18 protein-coding genes and 1 pseudogene are annotated in these 24,602 nt (G+C 73.1%); 5 read left to right on the top strand and 14 right to left on the bottom strand.

Annotation, left to right across the window (positions count from 1 at the left end):
- Positions 1-44: 44 nt before the first annotated feature.
- On the top strand, positions 45-1,118 hold the full coding sequence (locus tag ACIQU4_RS11290; protein ID WP_403728259.1) for an alpha/beta hydrolase: 1,074 nt from the start codon (positions 45-47) through the stop codon (positions 1,116-1,118).
- Positions 1,119-1,138: 20 nt separating this feature from the next.
- Here ACIQU4_RS11290 and ACIQU4_RS11285 read toward each other — a convergent pair whose 3' ends face one another.
- Positions 1,139-2,383, bottom strand: coding sequence for a cytochrome P450 (locus ACIQU4_RS11285; protein WP_403728257.1), 1,245 nt, complete (start codon positions 2,381-2,383; stop codon positions 1,139-1,141).
- A 115-nt stretch (positions 2,384-2,498) separates the two neighbouring features.
- A complete protein-coding gene (locus ACIQU4_RS11280; RefSeq protein ID WP_403728255.1) occupies positions 2,499-3,278 on the bottom strand; it encodes a hypothetical protein in 780 nt (259 codons plus the stop codon).
- Positions 3,279-3,445: 167 nt separating this feature from the next.
- On the opposite strand from ACIQU4_RS11280, the gene ACIQU4_RS11275 reads away from it, so the two are divergent.
- On the top strand, positions 3,446-4,369 hold the full coding sequence (locus ACIQU4_RS11275) for an SDR family oxidoreductase (protein WP_403728253.1): 924 nt from the start codon (positions 3,446-3,448) through the stop codon (positions 4,367-4,369).
- Positions 4,370-4,402: 33 nt separating this feature from the next.
- Here ACIQU4_RS11275 and ACIQU4_RS11270 read toward each other — a convergent pair whose 3' ends face one another.
- On the bottom strand, positions 4,403-5,458 hold the full coding sequence (locus ACIQU4_RS11270) for an enoyl-CoA hydratase/isomerase family protein (RefSeq protein ID WP_403728252.1): 1,056 nt from the start codon (positions 5,456-5,458) through the stop codon (positions 4,403-4,405).
- 27 nt (positions 5,459-5,485) lie between these two features.
- Between ACIQU4_RS11270 and ACIQU4_RS11265 the strand changes: the two genes are divergently transcribed.
- The gene (locus ACIQU4_RS11265; RefSeq protein WP_403728250.1) at positions 5,486-6,055 is read left to right on the top strand and encodes a dihydrofolate reductase family protein; all 570 of its coding nucleotides are present in this window, start codon (positions 5,486-5,488) and stop codon (positions 6,053-6,055) included.
- Between the two features lie 2 nt (positions 6,056-6,057).
- On the opposite strand, the gene ACIQU4_RS11260 is transcribed toward ACIQU4_RS11265, so the two are convergent.
- Positions 6,058-6,813 (bottom strand): helix-turn-helix domain-containing protein, encoded by a 756-nt coding sequence (locus tag ACIQU4_RS11260; protein WP_403728249.1) that lies wholly within the window; start codon positions 6,811-6,813, stop codon positions 6,058-6,060.
- A 108-nt stretch (positions 6,814-6,921) separates the two neighbouring features.
- Between ACIQU4_RS11260 and ACIQU4_RS11255 the strand changes: the two genes are divergently transcribed.
- Both ACIQU4_RS11255 and ACIQU4_RS11250 read left to right on the top strand, forming a co-directional pair.
- On the top strand, positions 6,922-8,061 hold the full coding sequence (locus tag ACIQU4_RS11255; RefSeq protein ID WP_403728534.1) for an MFS transporter: 1,140 nt from the start codon (positions 6,922-6,924) through the stop codon (positions 8,059-8,061).
- Between the two features lie 140 nt (positions 8,062-8,201).
- Positions 8,202-8,801 (top strand): hydrolase, encoded by a 600-nt coding sequence (locus ACIQU4_RS11250; RefSeq protein WP_403728247.1) that lies wholly within the window; start codon positions 8,202-8,204, stop codon positions 8,799-8,801.
- 367 nt (positions 8,802-9,168) lie between these two features.
- Here the strand turns inward: ACIQU4_RS11250 and ACIQU4_RS11245 are convergent, their stop codons facing one another.
- From ACIQU4_RS11245 to ACIQU4_RS11200, 10 genes and pseudogenes are all read right to left on the bottom strand, one after another.
- Positions 9,169-9,546 carry a hypothetical protein gene (locus tag ACIQU4_RS11245; RefSeq protein ID WP_403728245.1) on the bottom strand — a complete coding sequence of 126 codons (378 nt, stop codon included), beginning with the start codon at positions 9,544-9,546 and terminating at the stop codon, positions 9,169-9,171.
- A gap of 139 nt (positions 9,547-9,685) precedes the next feature.
- Complete coding sequence (locus ACIQU4_RS11240; protein WP_403728243.1) at positions 9,686-10,306, bottom strand: GTP-binding protein; 621 nt, start codon at positions 10,304-10,306, stop codon at positions 9,686-9,688.
- The gene (locus tag ACIQU4_RS11235) at positions 10,287-10,646 is read right to left on the bottom strand and encodes a DUF742 domain-containing protein (RefSeq protein WP_403728241.1); all 360 of its coding nucleotides are present in this window, start codon (positions 10,644-10,646) and stop codon (positions 10,287-10,289) included. Before ACIQU4_RS11235 ends, ACIQU4_RS11240 begins: the two co-directional genes overlap by 20 nt.
- The gene (locus ACIQU4_RS11230; protein ID WP_366102036.1) at positions 10,643-11,050 is read right to left on the bottom strand and encodes a roadblock/LC7 domain-containing protein; all 408 of its coding nucleotides are present in this window, start codon (positions 11,048-11,050) and stop codon (positions 10,643-10,645) included. Before ACIQU4_RS11230 ends, ACIQU4_RS11235 begins: the two co-directional genes overlap by 4 nt.
- Entirely contained in the window at positions 11,047-12,762 is a 1,716-nt protein-coding gene (locus tag ACIQU4_RS11225; RefSeq protein WP_403728239.1) for a sensor histidine kinase, read from the bottom strand. The genes ACIQU4_RS11230 and ACIQU4_RS11225 overlap by 4 nt, the downstream gene beginning before the upstream one ends.
- 463 nt (positions 12,763-13,225) lie before the next feature.
- A pseudogene (locus ACIQU4_RS11220) lies at positions 13,226-13,414 on the bottom strand ((2Fe-2S)-binding protein); the annotation flags it as partial.
- A gap of 146 nt (positions 13,415-13,560) precedes the next feature.
- A complete protein-coding gene (locus ACIQU4_RS11215) occupies positions 13,561-15,222 on the bottom strand; it encodes a hypothetical protein (RefSeq protein ID WP_403728238.1) in 1,662 nt (553 codons plus the stop codon).
- A 26-nt stretch (positions 15,223-15,248) separates the two neighbouring features.
- Positions 15,249-18,407 carry a hypothetical protein gene (locus tag ACIQU4_RS11210; protein WP_403728236.1) on the bottom strand — a complete coding sequence of 1,053 codons (3,159 nt, stop codon included), beginning with the start codon at positions 18,405-18,407 and terminating at the stop codon, positions 15,249-15,251.
- Positions 18,408-18,851: 444 nt separating this feature from the next.
- Complete coding sequence (locus ACIQU4_RS11205) at positions 18,852-21,095, bottom strand: hypothetical protein (protein ID WP_403728234.1); 2,244 nt, start codon at positions 21,093-21,095, stop codon at positions 18,852-18,854.
- On the bottom strand, positions 21,092-24,376 hold the full coding sequence (locus ACIQU4_RS11200; protein ID WP_403728233.1) for a DUF6603 domain-containing protein: 3,285 nt from the start codon (positions 24,374-24,376) through the stop codon (positions 21,092-21,094). The genes ACIQU4_RS11205 and ACIQU4_RS11200 overlap by 4 nt, the downstream gene beginning before the upstream one ends.
- Positions 24,377-24,602 lie beyond the last annotated feature (226 nt).

Raw genomic sequence — 24,602 nt, 5'->3', positions numbered from 1 at the left:
CGGACATCCTGGGAAACCGACCCGCACGTCAGGAGCCGGCCCTCGTGGAGCTGACCAGTACGTCGTTCCTCGTCACCCTCATTGCCGTCACCGTGCTCGCGATGCTCGCCGCGCTGCTGCTGTGGAACCGGATCCCCGGGCCGGGGTGGGTGCGCTGGCCCGTGCGGGTGCTGATGATCGCATTGTGCCAGCTGACGTCCATCGCGGTGATCGCGGCGTGGATCAACGGCAGCTACGGGCTCTACTCCTCGTGGAACGACCTGCTGGGCACGGAGAACGCGCAGAACTCCTCGGCGATGACGGGGCCGCCGCTGGGCCGGGCCAAGTTCACCCAGGGCGGGGACGGTACGCAGAGCACCTATTTCCGCGGCTCGCATTCGAAACTCGCCGGGCAGGTGATCGTGTGGACGCCGCCCGAGTACAGGGCGCCGGGTGCGGAGAGGACCCGGTTCCCGGTGCTGATGCTGCTGCACGGATATCCGGGCTCGCCGCGGACCTGGATCGACCTGGGCGGCATGCCGGAGTCGCTGGACCAGCTGGTCCGGCTGGGCGCGGCGCTCCCGTTCATCGTGGTGATCCCGGATGTCTACCCGGGCGGGATGAACACCGACTGCAGCAACACGCCGACGCGGAAGGTGGCCAGCTGGCTCGCGCAGGACGTGACGGACCTGGTCGCGAAGAACTTCCGTACCCTGCGCGAGCCGAAGGGCTGGGGGCTGATGGGAGTCTCGACGGGTGCGTTCTGCGCGGTCAAACTGCCGTTGCAGTACCCGAGGGTGTTCCGGGCGGGGGCGGCCCTGGACCCGGATCCGCTGGGCGGGGATCCGGGGGTGCTGGCCGATCCGGTGCTGCGAGAGCGCAACAGCCCGCTGTGGCTGGTCCGGCAGGCCAAGGGGGCAGACGTCGGGCTGTTCCTGGCCACCTCTGCGCAGGACAAGGACAGCCCGCCGGCGCAGCTGGAGGCCTTCAGCCGGGCCGCGGCGGGCAGCGGGGTCCGGGTGAAGACCCTGGTCCGCCCGTCCGGCGGCCACAACTTCCAGACCTGGACGGCGATGTACGCGGACGCGCTGGGCTGGCTGAGCACGGAGCTCTCGCCGCCCGGCGACGGCCGCGGCTAGTCGGCTGGTCGGCTGGTCGGCTAGTTCAGCCGGACCGGCAGGGATTCGACGCTGTTGCCGATGAAGCTGTGCAGGTACGGGAGTTCGGCCTCGGGGACGGCGAGGTCGAGATCGGGGAAGCGGGTGAAGAGCCGCTCCAGGGCGATGGTGGCCTCCAGGCGGGCGAGCGGGGCGCCCACGCAGTAGTGCGCGCCGTGCCCGAACGAGAGGTGGCGGGCGGCGCCGGGGCGGGTGAGGTCGAAGCGGTCGGCGTCCGGGCCGTGGAAGGCCTCGTCGCGGCCGGCCGAGGTGTAGGCGGCGAGGACCGGGGTGCCCTGCGGGATCACGGTCCCGTCGACGGTGAGGTCGCGGGCGGCGTACCGGAACGGGAACCAGCTGACCGGTGCGTCCCAGCGCAGGGTCTCGTCCACCACGTCGGACCAGGTGGCCTTGGACTCCTGGACCAGGGCGAGCTGGTCGCGGTGGGTGCACAGGGCGCGGACGGCGTTGCCGATCAGGTTGAGGGTGGTCTCGTGTCCTGCGACCAGCATCAGGCGCATGGTGCCGATGAGTTCGGCCTCGCTGAGCCGGTCGCCGTCGTCCTCGCGGGCGGCGATCAGCGCGCTGGTCAGGTCCTCGCCGGGGGTTTCCCGGCGGGCGCCGGCGATCGTGCCCATCAGCTCGACGAGCTCCCGTACGGCGGCCATCACCTCGGCGGGGGTGGTGTCGGTGGCGATGATCACCGTGTGGGACAGGTGGTGCAGCCGGTCCCGGTGCTCGGGATCCACGCCGAGCAGCTCGCAGATGACGCTCATCGGCAGCGGAAGCGCGAAGCGGGAACGCAGGTCCACGACACCGTCGGGGGCTTCGGCGGCCGCCTGGGCGAGGTCGTCGAGCAGCCCGGCGGTCAGCTCCTCGATGCGCGGCCGCAGCCGCTCCACCTGGCGGGCGGTGAAGGCATTGCCGACCAGGGAGCGCAGCCTGCGGTGGTCGGCGCCGTCGGCGGTGTGCATGCCCTGGGCGTTGGCGAACACCCGCAGCGGCCAGTCGGGCGGGATGGTGCCGTCGTGCAGGGCGGGGAAGTGCCGGGCGTCCTTGGCCGCGTCGGGGTGGGCGAGGAACTCCTTCAGCGCCTCGTGTCCGAGGACGACGGCCCCGGGCACCCCGCCGGGCAGGACGACGTCCGCCACGGCGCCCCGGGCGCGCAGCCGGGCATTGAGGGCGTGCGGGCAGCCGCCGGCGGGGTCGATGGCGTACGCGGGCGCGGGTGCGCTGTCGGGTGACAAGCCGGGTCTCCTGACCGTCTGGGCGAGTGGACGAATCTCGGGCAACAGTGCGGCCTGGAGTGCTGGTTGGACAAGTCCGTTCCGCGGTCCCTCGGGCGGCGGGTACCGGGAGGGGTCAACGGGCCAGGTGCAGCCGGGTGTGGAAGTACCCCGCCGACTCCTTGCCGGCCGGGTCCTCGCCGAGCGCGGTGACGGCGGCCACCGCGCGCTGCTGCTCGGCGGGGTCGGTGAAGCGCCGCTGCGGCTGGGTGGCGGCGGACCGCTCGACGGTGAGTCCGTACGACTCCAGGCAGCGGGAGATCGGCCGGTAGTCGTGGGTGCGCAGGACGAAGGCGGCCACCGGCGCGGACCGGCCGGCGGCGGTGAGCAGGCGGGCGAAGGTGCGTCCGGTGAGGAAGCTGGTGCCGCCGGTGATGGTGATCAGGCCCGTGCCGGCGGCGGAGCGCCGCAGCCCCTCCCCCGGCTCTTCGGCCTCCAGGTCCACGCAGTGCCCCTCGTCGAGCAGTCCGACGGCCACCGCGTACTCCAGGGCGGGGCCCGACACGTCGATGCCGACGGCCCGCACGGCGTCGGGGCGGCGCCGGGCCGCGTAGAACTTCCGGTCCTGGTCGGCGAGTTCGGAGGTGGTCAGCCCGGCCGCCTTCGGCGAGGTGTAGCGCGCGTACAGCTCGTCGAGGGTGACGTCGTGGTTGAGGAGCGCGGTGTTGATCCCGTACGAGCAGCACACGTCGAGCACCGTCCGCCGCTCCGGGGCGAGTTCGCCGGCCAGGGCGCGGAACACCGGCTGGGCGTGCCCCGGGGTCTGGTAGGCGTACGGGCCCAGTCGGCCGAAGTATCCCCGCGGGTCGGGGAGTCCGTAGATCTCGTCGAAGCTCGTCATGCCGGCAGTGGTCATCGGGCGTACACCTCCGAGGGGCACGGGCGGTTCTCGGGCGGATCTCGGGACCAGTCGTACCCACCCGTGCGCCGGCCTCGTAAGGGCGCCGATCCGGCCACCGGCGCGGGTCGTCCGCGCGCCCGCGCCGGCGTGCCCGGCGGGAGGTGGCGGCGTAGGGTCGGGGCATGGCGGAAGAGCGGCGGACCCTCGAAGGCAAGGTCGCCCTGGTGGCCGGGGCGACGCGGGGCGCGGGCCGGGGCACCGCGGTCGAGCTCGGCGCGCAGGGCGCGACGGTGTACGTGACGGGCCGCAGTACACGCGGCAGCCGTTCGGAGTACGACCGGCCGGAGACCGTCGAGGAGACGGCGGAACTGGTCACGGCGGCGGGCGGGCGGGGCATCGCGGTGGTCGCGGACCATCTGGTGCCGGCGCAGGTGGAGGCGCTGGTCGGGCGGATCGGCGCCGAGCAGGGGCGCCTGGACGTGCTGGTGAACGACATCTGGGGCGGCGAGCGGCTGTTCGAGTGGGACAGCACGGTGTGGGAGCACGACCTGGACAACGGGCTGCGGATCCTGCGGCTCGCGGTGGACACCCACGCCATCACGAGCCATTTCGCGCTGCCGCTGCTGCTGCGCGAGCCGGGCGGGCTGGTGGTGGAGATGACGGACGGTACGGCCGAATACAACGCGGCCAACTACCGCGTCTCGTTCTTCTACGACCTCGCCAAGTCCGCGGTCCTGCGCATGGCGTTCGCGCTCGGGCACGAGCTGGGGCCGCGCGGGGCGACGGCGGTGGCGCTGACGCCGGGCTGGCTGCGCTCGGAGATGATGCTCGACAACTTCGGGGTGACCGAGGCGAACTGGCGGGACGCGCTGGAGCAGATGCCGCACTTCGCCATCTCCGAGACCCCCTCGTACGTCGGGCGGGGCGTCGCCGCGCTCGCCGCGGACCCGGAGGTGGCGCGCTGGAACGGGCAGTCGCTCTCCAGCGCGCAGCTGGCCCGCGCGTACGGGTTCACGGACCTCGACGGCAGCCGGCCGGACGCCTGGCGGTACCTGGTCGAGGTCCAGGACAGGGGCCTCCCGGCCGACGTGACCGGCTACCGCTGACCGGGCCGGCTGCCCCCTGCTCTCCGACGGCCCTCAGGGCAGCCGGAGTTCGCGGGCCTCCCCGAGCGGGGCGAAGAACCGCTCCACGTCCGCGCCGGTGACTTCGGCCGGCGCGGGCGGGGACCAGCGGGGGTTGCGGTCCTTGTCGACGACCTGCGCCCGTATGCCCTCCACCAGGTCGGGCGCGCGCAGGGCGTGGCAGGAGACGCGGAACTCCTGCTCCAGCACCCGCTCCAGGGAGCCGAGCCGCCGGGCCCGGCGGAGGGCGGCCAGGGTGACCTTGAGCGAGGTCGGGGACTTCGCCAGGATCGTCTCGGCGGCCTCCTTGGCGGCCGGATCCCCCTCGGCCAGCAGCCGCTCGACGATCTCCTCGACGGTATCGGCGGCGTAGCAGCGGTCGATCCAGGCGCGCCACCCGGCCAGTTCGCCCGGCGCGGGCTGCTGCGCGAAGCGCGCCGGCACCTCGTGCGCCGGAGCGTCGGCGAGCGCGGCGGTCAGCTCCGGCAGCCGGGCGGCGGGTACGAAGTGGTCGGCGAGCCCGCACAGCAGCGCGTCGGCCGCGCCCACGGCCGTCCCGGTCAGGGCCAGGTGGGTGCCGAGCTCCCCCGGGGCGCGGGCCAGGAGGTGGGTGCCGCCCACGTCGGGGACGAAGCCGATGCCGGTCTCGGGCATGGCGACGCGGGAGCGTTCGGTGACGACGCGCACGCTGCCGTGGGCGGAGACGCCGACGCCGCCGCCCATGACGATGCCGTCCATGAGGGCCACGTAGGGCTTCGGGTAGCGGGCGATCCGCGCGTTCAGCCGGTACTCGTCGCGCCAGAAGCCCTCGGAGGCGTCGCCGCCGGCCTTCGCGTCGTCGTGGATGGCCCGGATGTCCCCGCCGGCGCACAGCCCGCGCTCGCCGGCGCCGCGGATGAGGACCTGGACGACGGCGGGGTCCTGCTCCCAGGCGGTCAGCGCCTCGGCGATCCGCAACACCATGGAGTGGGTGAGGGCATTGAGGGCCCTGGGGCGGTTGAGGGTGATCACCCCGGTGTGGCCCTCCGTGGTGAACAGGGCCGTGTCGTCTGCGCCGTCTTCGGTCTTCACACCGGCCAGTATGTAGCGTGCATCGGCATGCGGAACATCATCTTGATGATGCAGGTGTCCCTGGACGGCTACTTCGAGGGCCCGGACGGGGACATCTCCTGGCACCGGGTCGACAAGGAACTGCACCAGTACATGAACGACGAGATCCGCCCGCTGGGCGGTTTCCTGTCCGGCCGGGTCACGCACGAGCTGATGGCCGCGTACTGGCCGACCGCCGATGCCGACCCGGCCGCCTCCGCGCCGGAGGCCGAGTTCGCCGGCATCTGGCGGGACATGCCGAAGTACGTGTACTCGCGCACGCTGCCGGACGCCGACCTCGGCTGGAACTCCACCCTCGTGCGGGACGTCGTACCGGCGGAGGTCGCCGCGCTCAAGGCCGCCCCGGGAGGCGACCTGGTCGTGGGCGGGGCAGATCTCGCCGCCGCCTTCCTGCGCCACGATCTGGTGGACGCGTACCGGATCTTCGTGCACCCGGTGCGCATCGGCCGCGGCAGAGCACTGTTCCCGCCCGCCGACGGCGGGCTGGTGCCGCTGCGGCTGGAGGGCACCCGCACCTTCGGCAACGGCGTCGTCCAGCTCCGGTACGGACGCCCGTAGGTTCAGGGAAGCCGGCCGGGGTGGGTCCCGGGGGTGTGGCCGAAGGCGCGGCGGAAGACGTCGATGAAGGCGCTCGCGGAGGACCAGCCGCAGCGGTGCGCGACGGCGGTGACCGGGGTGCCGACGGCCAGCAGCCGCAGCGCCCGGTGCAGGCGCAGCTGGGTGCGCCACTGCGGGAAGGTCATGCCGAGTTCGGAGCGGAAGAGGCGGCTCAGGGTCCGCTCGCCCGCCCCGGCGCCGGCGGCCGCGCCCAGCGCCGCCAGCCCGCGGGAGTCCGCCGGATCGGCGTGCAGCAGGGCGCACACGGCCGCCAGCCGGGGGTCGGAGGGCGCGGGCAGGTGCAGGGGCTGCAGGGGCGCGGCGCGCAGCTGGTCGAGCAGGACCCCGAGCATCCGGCGCCGCTCGGGCCCTTCGTCCTCGGGGGCCCGCGTATAGGCCAGGATCAGCTCCCGCAGCAGCGGTCCCACGGCGATCACGGCGGGGGTGTCCAGGGACAGCGGGTTGAGGTGGGTCGCCAGCCCGACGGAGTGCAGGTCGGTACGCCCGTACGCGCGGTGCTCGTGCACCGTCCCGGCCGGGATCCACAGGGCTCGGGTGGTGGGGGCCACCCAGGTGCCGGCGTCGGTGGTGATGGACAGCACTCCGGAACCGGCGTAGGCGATCTGATGGTCGTCGTGCCGGTGCGGGTCGATCCCGACGTGGGTGTCGAGCGCGCGGATGCTCGTCGCGGCGCGGGGGGTATGGCGGATCTTCTGCATCACCCGGCAATTTATCGGAAGCGGGCCGCCCGCGGCACCGGCGATCGTCGAACGGTGAACTCATCGAAGACCACTTCCGAGCCGCCCGCCGCAACGGGGGCGCGTCCCGTGCGGCGCCGCCGCACGGCCGCCTACGCGGCCGGCCATTCCTGCGTGGACGTCTACCAGGGCGCCGTCGCCGCGCTCGTCCCCTTCCTGGTCTCCGAGCGCGCCTACGGCTACGCCGCCGCCTCCGGCATCGTGCTGGCCGCCTCCCTGCTGTCCTCCGTGGTCCAGCCCCTGTTCGGGGCGCTGGCCGACCGCCGGGCGATGCCGTGGCTGATCCCGCTGAGCACGGCCGCCGCCGGGCTGGGCATCGCCCTCGTCGGCGCGGACGCCGGCTATCCGGCCACCGTCGCCGCCGTGGCCCTGTCCGGGCTGGGTGTGGCCGCCTACCACCCGGCGGCCGCGCGGCTGGTCCGCACCGCCGCGGGCGGCCCCGGGCACACGGCGATGAGCTGGTTCGCGCTCGGCGGCAACATCGGCTTCGCGTGTGCGCCGTTGCTCGTCGCCCTGGCCCTGTCGGTGCCCGGACCGGCGGGCTGGTGGCTGCTGGCCCTCCCGGCCGCGCTGGGCGTCGTACTGAACCTCCCCCGGCCGGCGCGGGACGGGGCGGGCGGACCGGCGGCGGCGCCGTCCGCCAGGACGCCCGGGCCCGAGGACCGGCGGGCGTTCCTGCGGCTCTCGCTCGTGGTGGTCGTCCGGTCCGTCGCGTTCATCGGGCTGAGCACGTTCATCGCCCTGTACGTGCGTGAGCGCGGCGGCGGTGAGACCGCCGGGGCGGTGGCGCTGTTCGCCCTGTTCGCGGGCAGCGCGGGCGGCACCCTGCTGGGCGGCCGGCTGGCCGCCCGATGGGGCCGGACCGCCACCGTCAGCCGGGCGTACGCGGCGGCCGCTCCCGCCGTCGCGGGCGTGCTGTGCCTGCCCCTCCCCCTGGTGTACGTCTGCGCGGCGCTGGCGGCCGCCGCCCTGTACGTGCCGTTCTCGCTCCAGGTCACGCTGGGCCAGGACTACCTGCCGACCCGCATGGGGACGGCCGGCGGGGTCACCCTCGGCCTGACGGTCAGCGTCGGCGGGCTGGCGAGCCCCGTCATCGGCGCCCTCGCGGACGCCACCTCCGTACGGACGGCCCTGCTCCCCCTCGCCGCCCTCCCCCTGCTGGCCTGGGCCCTGGCCCGGCGCCTGCCGGAGCCCGCACCGGGCGCCTGAGCGGACGCGGTCGGGCGTCCGGGCGGCCCTGTCGCCGCCACGCCCGCCGGGTCGGGGAGGCCGGGCCGGTGGGGCGCCGCCGGGTTACATGTGCGTGACCCGGAACGCCCGGAACGCCCGGAACGACCGCAGGAGCCTGGATGACCGCCGCAGCCGACCGCACCGACCGCTCGCCCCTGACCCTCGACGAGGGCACCGCCCTGGTCCTGATCGACCTCCAGCAGGGCATCCTGGCCCTGCCGACCACCCGGCCCGCCGCCGAGGTCCTCGCGAACGGCATCCTGCTCGCCGAGGCGTTCCGCGCCCGCAGGCTGCCCGTGGTGCTGGTCAGGGTCGCCTGGTCCCCCGACGGTGGCGACCTGCCCACCGCCGACGTGGACCGCCCGGGCCCGGCCGCCGCCCCGCCCGCCGCGTTCTCGCAGATCCCGGCCGGGCTCGCCGCCCTCGGCGACGTCGTGGTGACCAAGCGCCACTGGGGCGCCTTCACCGGGACCGAACTCGACCTCCAGCTGCGCCGCCGCGGCATCCACCGGATCGTCCTGGCCGGAATCTCCACCAGCGTCGGCGTCGAGTCCACCGCCCGCACGGCCTGGGAGCACAGCTACTCGCTGGTCTTCGCCGAGGACGCCACCGCCGACACCGACTCCGCGTCCCACGCCCACTCGTTCGGCAAGATCTTCCCGCGCATCGGCAAGGTCAGCTCGACCGCCGAGATCGTCGCCGCCCTCGGCGACGCCTGACCCGCATTCCGCCTGACGCTGCGGCATGTATTCCGCGCAACCTGCTCATCACCCGAGTGCCTGCCGACTTTTGCCGATCATCGCCCAGGGTCCACTTCCACATGGGCCTCTCGGCCCGGGCGCGACGCCGAACACCACCGTCTCCCGGCGCGTGCTCAAGCGCCGCATCGTGGAGTCCCAGGAAGCCATCGTCGAGCACGCGGCCCGCAGTCGGGGCGCGTACACCCCCCGCCAGGCCGGCGTCGGCGACCGCGTGACCCCCCGGCCGACGTGCACGTCTGCACGGCCGGCCGGAAGTACGACGCCGCGTACGCCAACGAGAGATCCGGCTCTGCCGGCCCGAGTGGACCGAGTTCATCGACGGCTGCTACAAGACGCGCCTGGGCACCCTCACCGAGTACCTCACCGACCGGGTCGCCGAGTTCTGGGTGCAGTCCATGGCCTGGAACGGGGAGTTGTTCCACATCTGGCACGACCACGCCCTGGAGTCACGGCTGCTGATGTTCCTTCCGGGCGGGGCCGATCCACCCCAAGGCGGCCGAGCCCGAAAGAGCGGTCCATCACCTGGATCGACCCCGGCCTTCCCGGACTGGGCGAAGGCGTCGATCAGCCGGTCGGCGAAGCGCTTCACGTACCGGCGCACACCGCGGCGGTCGAAGCGCTCCGGCGACTCGGTGATCGCCCGCGCGCAGCCGCTCGTGCTCGACGCCTCGACCAGGTGGCGCGCCGGCCGCCACTCGGTCATCGGCGTCAGCGGATGGTCCGGCGGCGCGTTCCCCTCCCGCGTGTCCCGCCAGTGGCGGGGGTCGCGGGCGAACCGCGCCGGTGGGCGGGGCAGCCGGGGGGCGGGGCGGCCGGACCCGGCTGGTGGGTGGGGGTGGTGCTCACGATGCCTCCGGGGTCGCGGCGAGGGAGTGCAGGTAGCGCATCAGCGTCATCAGGACGTCGCGGCTGGACTCGCGCCGGCGGGCGTCACAGAAGACGAGCGGTACCGACGCGGGCAGGTCGAGGGCGGTGCGCAGCTCCTCCAGGGGGTGCTCGGGCGCGTCGGGGAAGGAGTTGACGGCGACCACGAACGGCACCCCGCGCTCCTCCAGCCGGCCGATCACGTCGAAGCTGACCTCCAGCCTGCGGGTGTCGACCAGGACCACCGCGCCGAGCGCGCCCTCGAACAGGCCGCGCCACAGGAACCAGAAGCGCTCCTGGCCGGGGGTGCCGAACAGGTACAGCACCAGCTCCTCGTTGATGCTGATGCGGCCGAAGTCCATGGCCACGGTGGTGGAGGTCTTGCGCTCCACGCCCGCCGTGTCGTCGACGCCGACCCCGGCCTGGGTCATCGTCTCCTCGGTGGTGAGCGGCCGGATCTCGCTGACCGAGCCGACCAGGGTCGTCTTACCGACCCCGAAGCCGCCCACGATCACCACCTTGACTGCGGCGGCGGCCGTGGCCGGCAGCGCGTCCTCGCGCCGGGGCGCGGTGGCCCGGTCAGAGCTTTCGAAGTCCATCGATGACTGCCTCAATCAGTGCCAGGTCCGGGAGTTTGGCGGGGGCGACGGGTGGGCGGGAGAGCACGAGGTTGGCGGCGAGCAGGTCACCGAGGAGTACGGTGACCACGCTCACCGGCAGGCCGAGATACGCGGAGATCTCGGCCAGCGAGAGCGGCGACTGGCACAGCCGCATGATCGCCGCGTGCTCCGGCTGCATCCCGGGCCTGGGCCCCGACCTGGCGATGATCAGCGTGACGAGGTCGAGGTGGCCGGGGTCTAAATCGCCGCTCCGGCCGCCGGTGATCACGTACAGCCGCTCGGGAGTGCCGTCCTCCCAGTCCCCGCCCGGGTTGCTCACGCCGGCTGCCCGTCGCGGCGCGGCGGGCTGCTCAGGTGTTCTCCGATCCGGGCGACGAGGTCGCGCATCCGCTGGCCCATCAGACCGGCGTCGACGCCTTCGTCGGCCAGTACCGCGAGGAAGGCGCCGGCCCCGGCCGCCATGAGGTAGAAGAAGCCGCCGTCCATCTCGATGACGACGAGCCGCATCCGCCCTCTGCTGCCCGGGAGTTCGGTGGCGACGGCGCCGGCGAGGCTCTGCAGTCCGGCGCAGGCGGCGGCGAGCCGGTCCGCGGTGTCCGTCTCCGCCCCGTACTGCGCCATGCGCAGGCCGTCCGCGGACAGGACGATGACGTGGCGGGTCTGCGGGACGCCCTCGGCCAGATCCTTGAGCATCCAGTCCATGTTGGTCTGCTGCTGGCTCATGGCTGTTCCCCCTTGCTCGCCGAGGCCGGCGAGGCATCCGTGTTCTGGCTTGCTGCGCCGCTCCGGGCCGCGGCGGTCTGGCTGTCCCCCGACAGGCCGCCCTGGAAGGCGGCCAGCCACATCCCGGGCTGTACCTCGGGCTGCGGGTCCGGCGCGGGATCGGGCGCGCGTCCGGATCCGTACGCGTAGTCGGTCTCCTGCGCGTAGCCGGTCTCCTGCGCGTACCCGTGCCCGGCGCGGTCGGCGGCCGCCTCGGCCGCCGCCACGATCCGGTCTCCGGTGCCCGTGCCGGCACCGCCCGCTGCCGCGGGCGCCTCGGGTGCCACGGCGCGGGTCTTGCGGCGGCGCTGCGGCAGGCCGCCCGGGGTCCGCTCGGTCACGGCGGGTACCTCGTCGGGTGCGGCCGGCGTCCGGGGTCCGGTGACCGGGCGCGGCGGCTCCGGCCGTACGTCCGGGGCCCCGTACGCAGCGGTGGTCCCGGGCTCGGCGGTGGTCGCGCCGGCGGCGGGCGGCAGGGCGGCACGGGGGCCCGAGGCGGTGCCGATGCCGTGGGCGACTCCGGTCGCGGCGGCGGCCGTGGTGATGAGCGCCTGCGGGATGATCAGCACGGCGCGTACGCCGCCGTACGCCGACGCGCGCAGCGAGACCTGGAAGTCGTACGCCTGCGCGAGCCGGCCGACCACGGCGAGGCCCAGGCGCGGGGTCTCCCCGAGGTCGGTGAGGTCGATGCCCTGCTGGGCCTGGCGGAGCATGCGCTCGGCCCGCTTGCGGGCCTCCTCGCTCATGCTCACGCCGCCGTCCTCGATCTCGACGGCGATGCCCGAGTTCACGTCGACGGCGGTCAGGTGGACCCTGGTCTGCGGCGGGGAGTAGCGGGTCGCGTTGTCCAGCAGCTCGGCGAGCGCGTGGATGAGCGGTTCGACGGCGGGGCCGACGACGGCGACCTGCGAGACGGAGTGCAGTTCCACGCGCTGGTAGTCGATGATCCGCGACATGGCGCCGCGCAGCACGCTGTACAGCGGGACGGCCTTGCTCCACTGGCGGCCGGGCCGGGCCCCGCCGAGCACGGCGATGGAGTCGGCGAGGCGGCCGATGAGGGCCGTGCCGTGGTCGAGCCGCAGCAGGTCACCGAAGACCTTGGGGCTGCGGCCGTGCCGGTCCTCCATCTCCCGCAGTTCCTGGGCCTGTTGGTGCACGATGGCCTGAACGCGGCGGGCGATGTTGACGAAGGCGCGCTGCGCGGAGTCGCGCAGGTCCTCCTCGGCGACGACGGCGTCGAGCACCGAGCGCAGGACGGCCTGGTGCGCCGCCCTGAACTCCTGTGTCAGGCCGGGCCCGTAGGTGTCGAGCTCCTCCAGGGAGGCGAGCACTTCCTCGGGGAACTCGCCCTTGCGCAGCCGTTCCACGACATCGGGGAGCAGCTCCTGTGCGAGTCGTACGGTCTCGGCCTGCTGCCGCCGCAGGGCCGCCTCCTGCGCGGCGACCGTCGCCCGCAGCGCGGCGACCGCCTTGCCGCGCCGGACGGCCTCACCGCAGGAGAGGGCAACGGCCACGAAGGCCACGGCTCCCACCCAGGCGACGGGGGTGCGGGCAGGTGCGGACACCTGCACCACGGCGAACGCCGCGACGGCGGCGGTCAGCAGGGCGGGCAGCGCCCAAACGACGGGTGAGGTGGGCCCTGGACTTCCGGGCGACGATCCCACGCGAACCATCAGAACCCTCAAACGATCGAAAGCGAATGATCATATGACAACGGCCCGGAATCTTAGCGTCTATGTGCACCGCTCTTGACAGCAGGTCATGATCCGGACGGGGCTGGGAGGTTGACGCCCCGAAATATGGCCGAAACCCGCAGGTGCACCACCCCGCCCGCACCCACCCCGAGCCCCGCGCCACCACAGCCCGAACCCGCCTCTGAGCCCCGCCCGAGACCGCGAGCCGCCCTCAGCGAAACGGCCGGATCCCGCCCCAGTCGGAGCATGGCCTGAGCTACCTGCGGCAGCCGCTCGTCCTCATCCCCCGGGGACGCCGCAAGAGCAGCGCCTCCAGTCTGACGGGCAGGTCCGTCAGACGCTTGCCGGTGGCGTTGAACACCGAGTTCCCGATGGCGGCCGGGACTCCCACGATGGTGATCTCCCCCAGCCCCTTGACCCCGATGGGATCCGCCAAGGGGTCCTCGGTGTCGGTGAACGCCTGCTGGAGGGGGTGCAGTCGGCCGCCGCGCGCGAGTCCCTCGATCGTGGTGACGCGCGCGCCGTCGTGCATGACGACGGACGTGAGGCAGGAGTTCACCCGGCGGTCGTCCACCAGGACCGTGCACGCCCCGCAGGCTCCCTGGTCTCAGCCCTTCTTCGTGCCGGGCAGCCCCACGGCCGCCGTCGACATCACCCGGAAACGCCGTCGGCCCACGGCGCACGCACCGCCGAACCCACCCGGCATGAGCGGTCGAACGAGGCCGCACCCAACGCTCAAGCACGGTCCGCCGGGCCAGGTCTCACTGGCTCACCCCCTCACAACACCGGTGCCTCGGCGCTCTCCTCCGGCTTGGCGTCGATCGGGAGCGCGGCGTCCTCGGCGAGCAGCCTCAGGTATTCGGCCATGCCCTCCTCCGAGTCGTCCAGCAGGTAGGGCGCTTCGCCGGAGACGGTCATGAGGTCGGCCTGCTTGCCCGCCGCCGACCAGGCGAGCGCCAGGGCCACGTTCTCCCACCAGCAGCTTCCGTCCACCGTCAGCCAGGCCTGGATCTGTTCGCCCTTGCGGACCGGAACCGTGAGGTTGTACTCGGATCCGCCCCCGGCCTGACGGAGCATCGGGGCCGCGCAGTAGTGGTAGCGGCCCGCGACGATCAGGGTGAGGTTGGCCTTGTATCCGATGTTCTTCTCCATGCTGGTGGCGTCGAACTGCTTGACCGAGCAGGTCAGGATGCCGTCGGTCTGCGCGGTGGAGGTGAACTTGTTGCCGGAGCCCGGGGCCTGCCCCCGGTTCCAGAACCGGATCTGCGCGCGCTTGAAGAGTTCGGTCACCCCGGTGAAGACGGTGGTGCCGGACAAGGTGGTCGCCCCGCTCAGCGTGGTCGCGCCGGCGAGTGTGGCGGTCCCGGCCACCGACAGTGCGGCGTCGACCTTGAGCCCGGCGGGCTGGCTCACCCGCAGCGGGTTCGACCCCGAGCCCCGCACCGAGCCCAGCACGGTGAGGGTGGTGTTCTGCGACCCGGCTACGGTGACATTGTCGTTGAACGTACTCGCGCCGCCGACCGAGAAGGTACCGGCCACCTCGGCCTTCGCGTCGACCTTGAGCCCGGCGGGCTGACTCACCCGCAGCGGGTTGCTGCCCGCGCCCCGGATGCTGCCGGCGACGGTGAGGTCCTTGGCCGCATTGTTGAGGCTGACCGCCTCGGAGAAGACCGCGGGCCCCTGGACGGTCAGGTTCCGCACCACCAGGTCGGGCACGCGTACGGTCACCGCGGTGGTCAGGGTGTGCGTCAGCGTGGTGCCCCCCTCCGACACCTCGGCGCGGAGCATGAAGCCGGTGACGGTGGTGAGCCCGACGGGCGTCGTCCAGGTGCGCTCCTTGTCGAGCGGTACTCCGGCGGGTGCGTCCCCCCAGTACATCGTGTACTTCGCATCCGAGCCCTCCCAGCGCAGGACGGCCGCCTCACCGTTCTCCACCATGATCTTCTCCGGTGCGAAGTTCCGGAACACGAACCCGGCGGGGAACTTGTCCACTTCGACGGCGGCGTTCTTGTCGGTGAAGTTCCCGTTCGTCGGGGAGGAGTTCTCCACGATCTCGATCGAGACCTGGCCGGGTGCCCGGTTGATCTCGATGTTGGACAGCGTCAAGGACACGATCTGTCCGGTGAACTGGACCGCGCGGGCCGGGCTGAAGGTGATCACGGCGAAGCCGCCGACCACGTTGGGGGCGGACGGGGTCCAGCCGGTGCTGGCCCCGGTCCTGATGGCCGCGCCGTTGTCGGTGAGGTGTCCCGCGCCGGAACCCAGCGGAACCCGCACGGTGATCTTGTTGCACCAGGCGGGGGTGGTGATGCCGCCGCCGACGTTGATGTTGATGGAGCCGTACTCCGTCTCCTCCGGCGAGCTCACCCGGAGGGGGTTCGGGTCGGTGGACGGCTCGTACGGGAGCAGGTTGGTGGAGTTGACCATCTGGATGCTCATGGGTCTTCCCTTCCCGGCAGGGCGTTTCAGGAGGTTTCGGTCGCGTCGAGTACGAGGTAGCCGTACCGGGCGTGGGGCGCTGGATCACCCGGGTGCGCCGACGCGTCGGCCGGCACGATCGCCAGCTCGGCCCACTGCGTTTCCGCGCCCCGGGGTTCGGCCCAGGACCACGCGCCGTGCCACGAGGCGGGCTGGGGCAGGACCACTCCGCCGACCGGATTCCCGTCGGGGCCGGCGGGTCGCTCGGGGGCGAGCAGCGGGCCCAGGCGAAAGGTGGCGCGGATGCGCCGCAGCGCGTCGGAGACGAGGTCGTCGGGGAGTGCGACCCGGGTCACCGGAAGGATGTCCGTGGTCGCGTGCACCGGTGCGTACGGGTCCATCAGCAGCGTCAAGTGGTGTTTCACCGGCTGGTCGGGGGTGCGGGCGGGGAGGGCCAGGCCCCGGCCTTCGGCGATGGGCTCGACGTAGCCGTCCCCGCCCCCCACTCCCAGGATCGTGTGGAAGACCTCGTACGAGGTGTCCTGGCCGGGTCCGGAGGCTCCGCTGAAGTAGCCGACGAGCCCGTCGCCGAGCAGGCGTTCGCTGCCCAGCCGGACGGCCCAGCGGTACGTGTCGTACTCCTCCGCGGGCTCCTCCAGTACGGCGTCCCAGCCCGGACTGCCGACCAGCGGGCCTTCGAGTTCGATGCCCAGGTCGGCGCGGACCAGGGCGAGCGGGCGCCCCAGCAGCCGCAGGGGCGAGCCGTCGTCCTGGGCGGCCGAATCGGAGATGGTGTCCAGTGCGGCGTCGATGGTGTCGAGCAGCCCGGCGAACGCGGTCGCGGGCTTGTCCAGCAGGGGCCGCAGGAAGCCGGCCAGGTGGGGCAGGACGGCGGCGAAGGAGTCCGTCTGCGGGTCGGGGTGCGGGGAGCCGGGCAGCGGGAGCCAGACGGTGTCGTCCTGGCCGGCCGTGTTCCTGACGATGCGGACCTCCCCCAGGGCCTGTCCGTCGGGGGCGTGCACGATGAGCGTCTGGTCGAGGTGGTTGAGCAGGACCCAGCCGGCCAGGGGGTTCGCCGCCGTGTCGGCCTGGGCCATGGGCGAAGGCCGGCGCCAGTCGGTCGCGCGCACCGTCTCCAGGCGCAGCCGGGCTCCTTGGAGCAGCCGGGGGCCGAGCTGGACGAACCTGGGGCTGCCGATCAGGTCGTCGTCGAGCATGGCGTCGGGTGTGACGCTGTCGCCGAGCGTGAGCTCGACCCCCTCCTGGTTCTGATGGTTGACGATGTCGAAGCTCCGGCCGAAGCGGTCGACGATCCGCAGGTCGTGGAAGAAGAACTGGCCGGCCCGCACGGGCTGGTAGGGGCTGCCGGGGTCCCCGGGCGGGGGTTCGACCGGGCCCGGGTCGGGCACCCGTTGGACGTCGCCGACGAGTCCGGCGGTGTCGGCGGGGACGTGCACGGTCGTGCGGGCGGCGCCGTCCTGCTGGAGCAGCCAGTCGTGGAAGCCGTCGAGCCGCTGGGAGAGCAGAGCGGGGTCGCCGAGTTCGTCCTTCAGCGCGAGGAGGCCCTCGGCGGGGGCGTCGGAGTAGGTCTCCAGATAGCGGTCGATCTGGTGGGCCAGTACGTACGGGGCGGTCGGGGTGAGGAAGGCCCGGTTCTTGAAGGTGAGCCAGCGCAGGTCGCCCTCGCCGCCCCCGGGCTGGGCGCCGTCGCCGGACCATTCGTAGCGGTGCCCGTTGAAGGACCAGTGGGTGTCGTCACCGGTCTGGTAGGGGGTGGGGCAGTAGCGGAGCTCGAACTCCATGTGCATCGGCAGCCAGGGCTGGCGCCACGGTGCGGTGTACTCGGGGACGGGGCCGGCGGTGCCGTCCGGATCGGCCAGGGCGGAGGGGAGGTGCCCGGACCGGGCGACCTGGTCGAGCAGGGCGAACTCTGCCAGCAGCGTGGCGCAGGCCGGGGGGAGGCCGGTGAGGTCGGGCTCCGGCGGCGCGGTGGGCCGGTCGATCCACTGCCCGTCGGCCTTGATCCGGGTGAGCAGTGCGTCGGGGACGCGGCAGGGCAGCGGAGTGTCGCGGGTCAGCGGCTGGGTGGCGCCGGTGTTCCTGATCAGCACCACCGGGTCGGCCGGGCGGTAGTAGGACTCGCGCGCCGTGCGTTCGAGCACGTACTCGGGGGCGAGGCCGTGCGCGCAGGCGTAGGCGTCGATGGCCGCCTGGAGCTCCTCGGGCGTGCCGCCGGTGGGCAGTTCGGCGGCGAGGGCGTCCTGTTCGGCCAGGAGTGCGCGGACGCGGGCGGCGAGACTGCCGGCCCGGTCGGGATCGAGTTCCGCGTCGGCCCGGGCATCGAAGCCGTCGGGGCGCCCGGGGGTGAAGGGCGGGACGGGCTTGTTGCGCAGCCACCAGATGTTCCACAGGCGCTCGCGCTGCCGCAGCAGGGTCGGGGTGAGGCCGTCGTACTGCCGCTGGGTGCGGTTGAGCGCGGCCAGCCAGTCCGGTTCGGCGGGCCGCGGCGGTGCCGGTACGTCGCCGTCGACGGGCCGCGGGGAGATCCGCCAGAGGTGTCCGCCGCTCGAACCGGAGAACCAGGAGTGGTGGGTGATGGTGTCGAGGTCCAGCTCCCCGTCCCCGGTGTCGAGCGTCTCCAGGGTGCCGTGGAAGAGGGAGCGGACGAGGTCCCCGGTGCGCGCGGAGCGGGTCTGGCGGGCCGCCAGCCGGCCCATGGCCTCGGCGGTGCTGCTGCCGAGGGTGAGCATCTCGCTCAGTTCGATGTTGCTGGGCTTGCACGAGGGCGGGGTGGCGCCCTCGCGCTGCCAGGGGATGCCGAGCGCGGTGCCGTGGTAGAGGGTGGTGTGCAGGCCGGCCTCGGTGCCCTCGGGGGCGGCCCAGCCGAGGGCGGCCAGCAGGTCCGCGACCCCGTCGGCCTCCGGGGGCAGCAGGCCGGGGATGTCCGCGGCGGCACCGAGGAACTCGGGGTTGTTCCCGTACCAGCCGACGACGAGGTAGCTGAGGGCGGCGTCGGGCGGGTAGTTGTCGAGTTCGCCCTTCAGGTCCTGGAGGGTGTCGTGGAGGGAGAAGACGTCCTTGTTGTACGGCTGGTAGGCCGCGAACCCGGGCAGTCCCGGTCCGGCCGCGGTCAGGTGCGGCGGCTGGGCTGGCGGTTCGGTCCACGGCCCCTCGGACAGGGTGTGGCGGCGGCCCAGGAAGGTCATGCCCAGCGGTTCGCCGGGCCGCGACCCGGGGTGGGTAGGGGTTGGTGCCCTCCACCGGGTTGCCGTCGGCGTCCTCGACAGGACGGCTCTCCAGGTAGTCGCTGTGGACGATCCAGCCGGCGACGGAGGGCGCCGCGGCTCCTGGAGCGGTGGCGTAGCGGACCACCAGCCAGCGGTCGGGGGCGTAGGGGAACGTGGTGTCGCCGGTGGCCTGGTCGACGTGGCCGTCGGTCAGCGGTTCGGGCAACTGCCAGTGGACGTAGACGCCTTCACTGTCCGGGCCCAGCGTTTCGAGGCCGACGCCGGGGGGCGGTTCGGCGCCCGCCCCTTCGTCGGTCATGGCGGTGAAGTTCGGGGTCCAGCGGTTGAAGGTCTCCGCGGTGCGGGTGAGCCGGTTGACGACGAGGGCGTGCACCTGGACGGGGACGACAAGGTCGGTGGTGCTCATCGGAGGGTCTCCGTCCTGGCGGGGTCGGCGGCGGGGCTGGTGATTTCCTGCTCCAGGGGTGCGTTGACGAGCTCGATGGCGAGTTGCCCCGGGTCGAGGTCGGCCAGCCCGAACTCCCGGGCCAGCGGCGGGACCAGTCCGCCGTCGCCGAACAGCCGCAGCACGGCCGGTCCGTCCTCGGGGCCCGGACGGAGGTGGAGTTCGGTGACCGTTCCCTCCCCGTCGGCCGGGTAGAAGGTCTCCAGGGGTTCGCCGAGGCCGGGGCCCGGCGTGAGGTCGCGCAGGCTGATGCGGTCTCCCGCGTCGATCCCGTAGTGGATGCCCTGGCCGGGTTCGCGCAGGACGACCGTGTCGGGGACGCCGTCCCAGAGCACCATCATGGTCCCGGGGCCGGGCATGGCCCTGCGCAGTTCGGTCAGTTCGCGCCCGCCCAGGCAGGCCGTGATGACGATGTCCGGCCAGGCGGTGACCAGCGCGGAGCGGAGGAGCATCCCGGCCCCGGCCGCGGGAGCGGTGGACTTCCGGCGGGCGGCCCGGTTCAGTTCCGGGGCGAGCTGCGCGTCGATGGAGGTGTGGACCGCCACGTCGGCGGCCCCGGCGACGAGGGCTTCGATCCAGGCCGCGTCGATGCGGAACATGCGCAGGGATTCGGGCGGGAGCATGCGCGGGTCGGGTACGAGGTGGTGGAACGGGAGTCCGTGGAGCAGGCCGAGGCGGGCCTGCCAGGCGGCGATGGCGTCCGCGTTGCGGTCGGCGGTGGCACGCAGCACCGCCGCATTGCGTTCCTCGCCCAGCAGCGCCCGCATCCCGCTCCTGGTACGCGCCGGGGCGGGGGCCCGGCGGCCCTCGCCGTCCGGGAGCTGCGCGCCCTTCAGGCCGTCGGCGAGGGTGCGGCGGAAATCGGCGGAGGCCAGCTCGCGCAGCGGACCCAGGGCGGCCGGGCCGTCCTGTACCGCCCGCGCGCCGGACATCAGGGCGGCGGCCTGGTTGGCGAGTTCGCGGCGGGCCCGGGTGACCGCGGTGGTGTAGTCGGGGTCGGCCAGGCCGATGGTCCTGCCCAGGGTCCAGGCGGCGGCGTAGCTCACGTCGAAGAGCCCGTGCTCCGGGTCGTAGACGAGGGCGTGGTCGGCGGTGGTGTGCGGACCGTCCGGTCGGCCGTCGGGCAGGTCGGGGGCGGTGACGGGGGTGCCCGGGCCGCGGTACCACGCGCAGGTCAGTTCCCCGGACAGCAGGCGGTGCGGGACCGCGACGTACCCGAGCCGCAGACGCTCGTACACGGCGCGCTCGACGGGGTCCGCGCCGTGCGGGGGGTCGGCGGGGAGCCGCATGGCCAGGCGCTCCGGGTCCGGATCGTCCGGGTCGTCCGGCCCGACGAGGTTCTGGAGCAGGGCGCCGGGGTCGGAGGCGGGGCCGTCGCTGCTGGTGAAGGTCCAGTGGTGCAGGGAGGCCAGCCGGACCGCGGTGGTGCCGGGCGGCAGGGTGCCCGACAGCCGGCCCTCGAAGCCTTCGAAGGAGACGAGGTGGACGACGTACTCCCCGGGTGTGCGGGGGAACCGGTTGGCGGTGATGACCCCGTACTCGCCGGGGGCGAGCACTTCGCCGTCCGCGCGGGCCGCCCCCGCCGCTGCGACCTTGCGGACGTGCGCCAGGTAGTACATCTCGTCGTCGTGCGGGGCGACGGCGGTGAAGAGCTCGGCCGGCACGTCGATGGTGGCGCACTTTCCGGCCGCCTCGGAGTCGGAGACGCTGCCGTCGGGCAGGACCGGCCCGACGACGCCGGGTTCGGCCGGGTGACGGAGCTCATCCACGGTGCGCAGAACGGTCGCGCCGGTCGCACCGGGGTCGTCGGGCAGCTCGCCGGCACCGAAGAGCAGCAGGGCCAGCCACGGCGGCCGGGCCTCGGGGCCGCTCCGGGTGCCCGCCTGGTTGCGTTCCCAGGGCAGAGTGGGCCGGTTGAACGTGATGTGCGGCAGGGTCCGGCCGTACGAGGACCGGCTGGCGGGGGCCGGGTAGAGCGCGTGCACGGTCGTCCGGGCGAGGACGAACCGGGCGGCCCGGATCTCGAAGGTCTCCTCGGTGGTGGGCAGGCGGTCCGAGGCGTCGAGCTCCCCGTCGGCGTCGGTGAGCGTGTGGTGCACCTGGACGCGGTACGTGCCCGGGGTGGCCCGGGGGATCAGGTGGTCGAGGAAGTTGACGCGGAGCGCGGGCTCGCTGGGCAGGGTGGGCACGGTGGCGGTCACCTCGTCGCGGTGGTGGTCAGGGGCGGGGTGGTGAGGCTGCGTCCGGCCAGCCCGGCGTAGCCGGTGAGGGGGCTGTCGACGTCCGCGCCGACGCCCGCGCCGAACCGGGCCAGGGCGTCGAGCACGCTGCCGCGCCGCTCGGCCACGTCCGGGTCCGCGACGGTGCGTTCGATGAGGGCGATGCTGTCCGGGTCCAGCGCCGGCTGCGGCCCGTCGGGTGCCGCGGCCCGCAGCGGCATGTCCCCGTCCGGGAGGCCTTCGTACGCCAGGGCGTCGGAGGTGACCGTTCCGGTGTCGGTGTCGTAGTCGGGGGCGGGCAGGGTGACCTTGAGGCCGGTGAACCGTCCTTCGAGCAGGTGCTCGCCCTTGAGGGCGTCGCAGGGCTTGGCCAGCGGTTCGCCCCACAGGCCGGGGGCGACGGCAGCGGTGACCTCGGTGAGCGTCCAGAAGTGGGCGCCGGGGTCGAAGGGCGTGCCGTCCTTGGTGATGGCGACACGGTGTTCGGAACGGACACCGGTGCGGCGCATCGGGCGGATGTCGATCGGGCCGTGCTGCGACTCCTTCCACAGGACGTCGTTGACGTAGATGTGGGAGGCGGGGATCCCGGCCTCGGTGGTGAAGCTGAAACCGGCGCAGGAGACGAGCACCGGGTCCTTGGCGGCGGCCCGGACGGCGGCCTCCGCCTCGTCGACGTCGGCGAGCAGCCCCTCGTTGGGGATGACCCTGACGGGCGCGGGGATCTGGGTGCGGAACTCGGGCCAGTCCACGCTCGGGGTGTGGTCCCGGGCCGAGCCGAAGCCGAAGCTGAAGGAGATGAACCAGAGTTTGACCGTGGCCCGGCCGCCGAAGGGCGGCAGCCACAGGTGCAGGCCCACACCGACCTCGACGGAGATGCGCACCTTGATGAACGCCACCTTGACGGTGGCGGCCACGCCGATGCTGATCCCGAGGGAGACGTCCATGTAGAAGGGCTTCCACTGGACCAGCACGTCGAGGTGGGCCGTGAACCAGGCCGACAGGATTCCCTTGTCGTAGACGGCGGCCAGCCGGCCACCGAACATGAGGGCCCTCGGGGTGACCGCCGCATACGCCTCGGCGCGCACGGTGATGTCGGAGGCCGGGGACCAGACGAACCCGAGGCGCTGCGGGCGCGGGTAGTGCTCGGGGACGTTGTAGTCGGGGTGGTAGCCGCCGAGGCTGACGACGAAGTCCCCGGCCCTGGCGCCGCCGGTCCACGCGTACACGGCGAGGCCGCCGGTCAGCACGATGGACGGGTCGAGCACGTAGCTGCCGGGGAGCAGGGCGACGTCCATCGAGAGCCGGTGCTCGTCGGAGACGTAGGCCAGGCTCAGCCCGATGTTGACCTTGGCGATGACGCGGGCGGCGGGATTGGCGGTGCGGGGCAGGGTCACCGAGGTGCGGCCCAGCAGCATCACCTTCACCGAGTCGCCGAGCTCGATCACCGCCAGGGCCTTGGTGTCGATGAAGCCGAAACTGGTGAACTTCACTCCGGCGGCGATCCAGTGGCTGCCAAGGTCGGGGCGGATCCAGCCCGTGGGGCCGGTCAGGGCCTTCAGGGCGTCCTCGGGCGTGTAAGGCTCGGGGGCCGGCATTCCAGGCAGCGCCTGCGCCGCGTCCAGCCGTGCCACCAAGGGGAATTCGGCGATCTCGGTGCCGGTGGGGACCTTCTTGAAGGAGCTGTTGACGCCGAATCCGACGGAGAATCCGGTGACGGTGAACGGCGGCGGGCCGAACAGGGCGGCTCCGCCGGCCAGGGACGCCTCGCCGTAGAGGAAGACCGAGTGCCAGCCCTCGGTGCTGCGCGCCCAGACGGCCTGGGCGCCGATCTCCACCGCCATCGCCCGGACCAGGAGCAGTCCGGCGAGTTCGAAGTCGAGGGCGGGGTCCTCGGGTTCACGGTTGAGCAGGCCGCCGCTGATGGCGATCAGGCCGCTCGCGGCAGTGGCCTCGATGGTCATGCCGTGCAGGAAGGGCAGGAGCGGGAAGCCGCCGCTCATGCCGACGTAGAAGCCGAGCCCGGCGACGTCCCAGACCAGCGAGCCGACGGTGGCGCTGCCTTCGAACGAGACCAGCAGGCCCTTCTTGAGGTCGTAGGTGAGGACGATCCGCTCGAGGTGGACCGGCCCGAGGGTCTTGTCGATGTCGAAGGTGTACTGGAGCTTCCGCTTGCGCTTCTCGCTCTCGTCCGCCGAATCGTCCTTGGGCGGGATGGTGATCACCGCCGCGGGGGCGGGGGTGCCCAGGACCGAGAGGTACACGGCTGCGTTGGGGCCCTTGGTCAGGGGTACCCCTGCCGCCTCGTTGGCCGCCGGAAGCTGCTGGAGCGGACCGAGGTTGTACTCGGTGATGACCTGGTTGATCTTCCGCGCGTCCTCGCCGGACAGGGCGACGGAGACGTAGATGATCTGGAAGGCCGGCAGGGACAGCAGGCCGGAGCCGATCATGGGTCCGACCAGCGGCAGCCCGGACGCGTCCCAGTCGGTGCGGACCCGGACCAGGGCAACCGTGGTGGCCTTGGGTTTCCCCTCGGCGTTCAGATGCCCGAGCACGGTGGTGCGCAGCAGCAGCACCTCGACGGGTTCCGGGCCGGTGCCCTGGTCGATGGGGGCGACGGCGGTGACCATCATGTTGTCGGTCTTGCCCATGGGGTGCTGGTGCAGCCGGACTTCCTCCAGCCAGTCGACGAGCGGGCCGGGCAGCTCGACGCCGTGCTCGCCGAGTGCTTCCAGGAGCGGGGCCACCAAGGGCCGCTGGCCCTCCACGGCCTGGGCCGCGCCGATGGAGTCCTTGCGGAGCTCCGCGCGGAACTCGACGGACTTCTCGACGGCGCTGCCGAGGTGGAAGGCCGCCCAGGGGCCGGGCGACGGGCACTGCCCGGCCTGCGCACCGTCAGGGCCGGCGGCGAGGAGGACGCGCAGCCCGCGTCCGCGCGGGGCGAGTTCGGTGAGGTCGACCCGCGCCACGGACGTCTGGATCAGCCATGTGGCGGGGGTGGCCTCGAAGACGAGGCCGGTGACCGTACCGCCGGCGGCGGTGAACCGGGCGGTGGCCGGCATCTTCTCGCCGGACAGGGTGACGCTGCCGGTAACGGTCAGCGCGGACGGGTCGGCGGTGGCCCCGGTCAGGACCAGCTGGCCTTCGGGTAGATGCTCGAAGGTGGTCGACTCCTCGTGCCAGCCCAGCCTGCTGGTGTCGAGTTCGAAGAGGCCTGACGCCTCGGTGGGGAAGTGCGCGCGCAGTTCGTCAACCGTCAGTGCCATGGGAACAACCCCCGCAGGTGAACACGTCCATACCGGCTTGTGCCGGTGACATTACGGTGGCGCAGAGTGACAACAGCGGACGCGACAGGCCATTGGGGCGGAAACAGGACTTCTAGGCCTGAAAGGTGCTAGATGGATCGATTTTGCCGGGCGATTTAGGTGGAATGCCGCTTCCGTGTAGGCCATTTCCAGCCGCCCGAGGCCTGTTCGGGGGCGGACTCGTACG

Origin of the sequence: Streptomyces sp. NPDC090741 (assembly GCF_044769045.1) — a bacterium.
Classification (GTDB): domain Bacteria; phylum Actinomycetota; class Actinomycetes; order Streptomycetales; family Streptomycetaceae; genus Streptomyces.
Note: the sequence above shows the minus strand (reverse complement) of the source record. Positions and strands in the feature narration are given on the sequence as shown.

Bases quoted from the DNA above. Each gene is read 5' to 3' on its own strand.
- ACIQU4_RS11280 (WP_403728255.1), bottom strand. From the start codon at position 3,278: ATGACCACTGCCGGCATGACGAGCTTCGACGAGATCTACGGACTCCCC.
- ACIQU4_RS11275 (WP_403728253.1), top strand. From the start codon at position 3,446: ATGGCGGAAGAGCGGCGGACCCTCGAAGGCAAGGTCGCCCTGGTGGCC.
- ACIQU4_RS11265 (WP_403728250.1), top strand. From the start codon at position 5,486: ATGCGGAACATCATCTTGATGATGCAGGTGTCCCTGGACGGCTACTTC.
- ACIQU4_RS11260 (WP_403728249.1), bottom strand. From the start codon at position 6,813: ATGCAGAAGATCCGCCATACCCCCCGCGCCGCGACGAGCATCCGCGCG.
- ACIQU4_RS11250 (WP_403728247.1), top strand. From the start codon at position 8,202: ATGACCGCCGCAGCCGACCGCACCGACCGCTCGCCCCTGACCCTCGAC.
- ACIQU4_RS11245 (WP_403728245.1), bottom strand. From the start codon at position 9,546: ATGACCGAGTGGCGGCCGGCGCGCCACCTGGTCGAGGCGTCGAGCACG.
- ACIQU4_RS11240 (WP_403728243.1), bottom strand. From the start codon at position 10,306: ATGGACTTCGAAAGCTCTGACCGGGCCACCGCGCCCCGGCGCGAGGAC.
- ACIQU4_RS11230 (WP_366102036.1), bottom strand. From the start codon at position 11,050: ATGAGCCAGCAGCAGACCAACATGGACTGGATGCTCAAGGATCTGGCC.
- ACIQU4_RS11225 (WP_403728239.1), bottom strand. From the start codon at position 12,762: ATGGTTCGCGTGGGATCGTCGCCCGGAAGTCCAGGGCCCACCTCACCC.
- ACIQU4_RS11215 (WP_403728238.1), bottom strand. From the start codon at position 15,222: ATGAGCATCCAGATGGTCAACTCCACCAACCTGCTCCCGTACGAGCCG.
- ACIQU4_RS11210 (WP_403728236.1), bottom strand. From the start codon at position 18,407: ATGACCTTCCTGGGCCGCCGCCACACCCTGTCCGAGGGGCCGTGGACC.
- ACIQU4_RS11200 (WP_403728233.1), bottom strand. From the start codon at position 24,376: ATGGCACTGACGGTTGACGAACTGCGCGCGCACTTCCCCACCGAGGCG.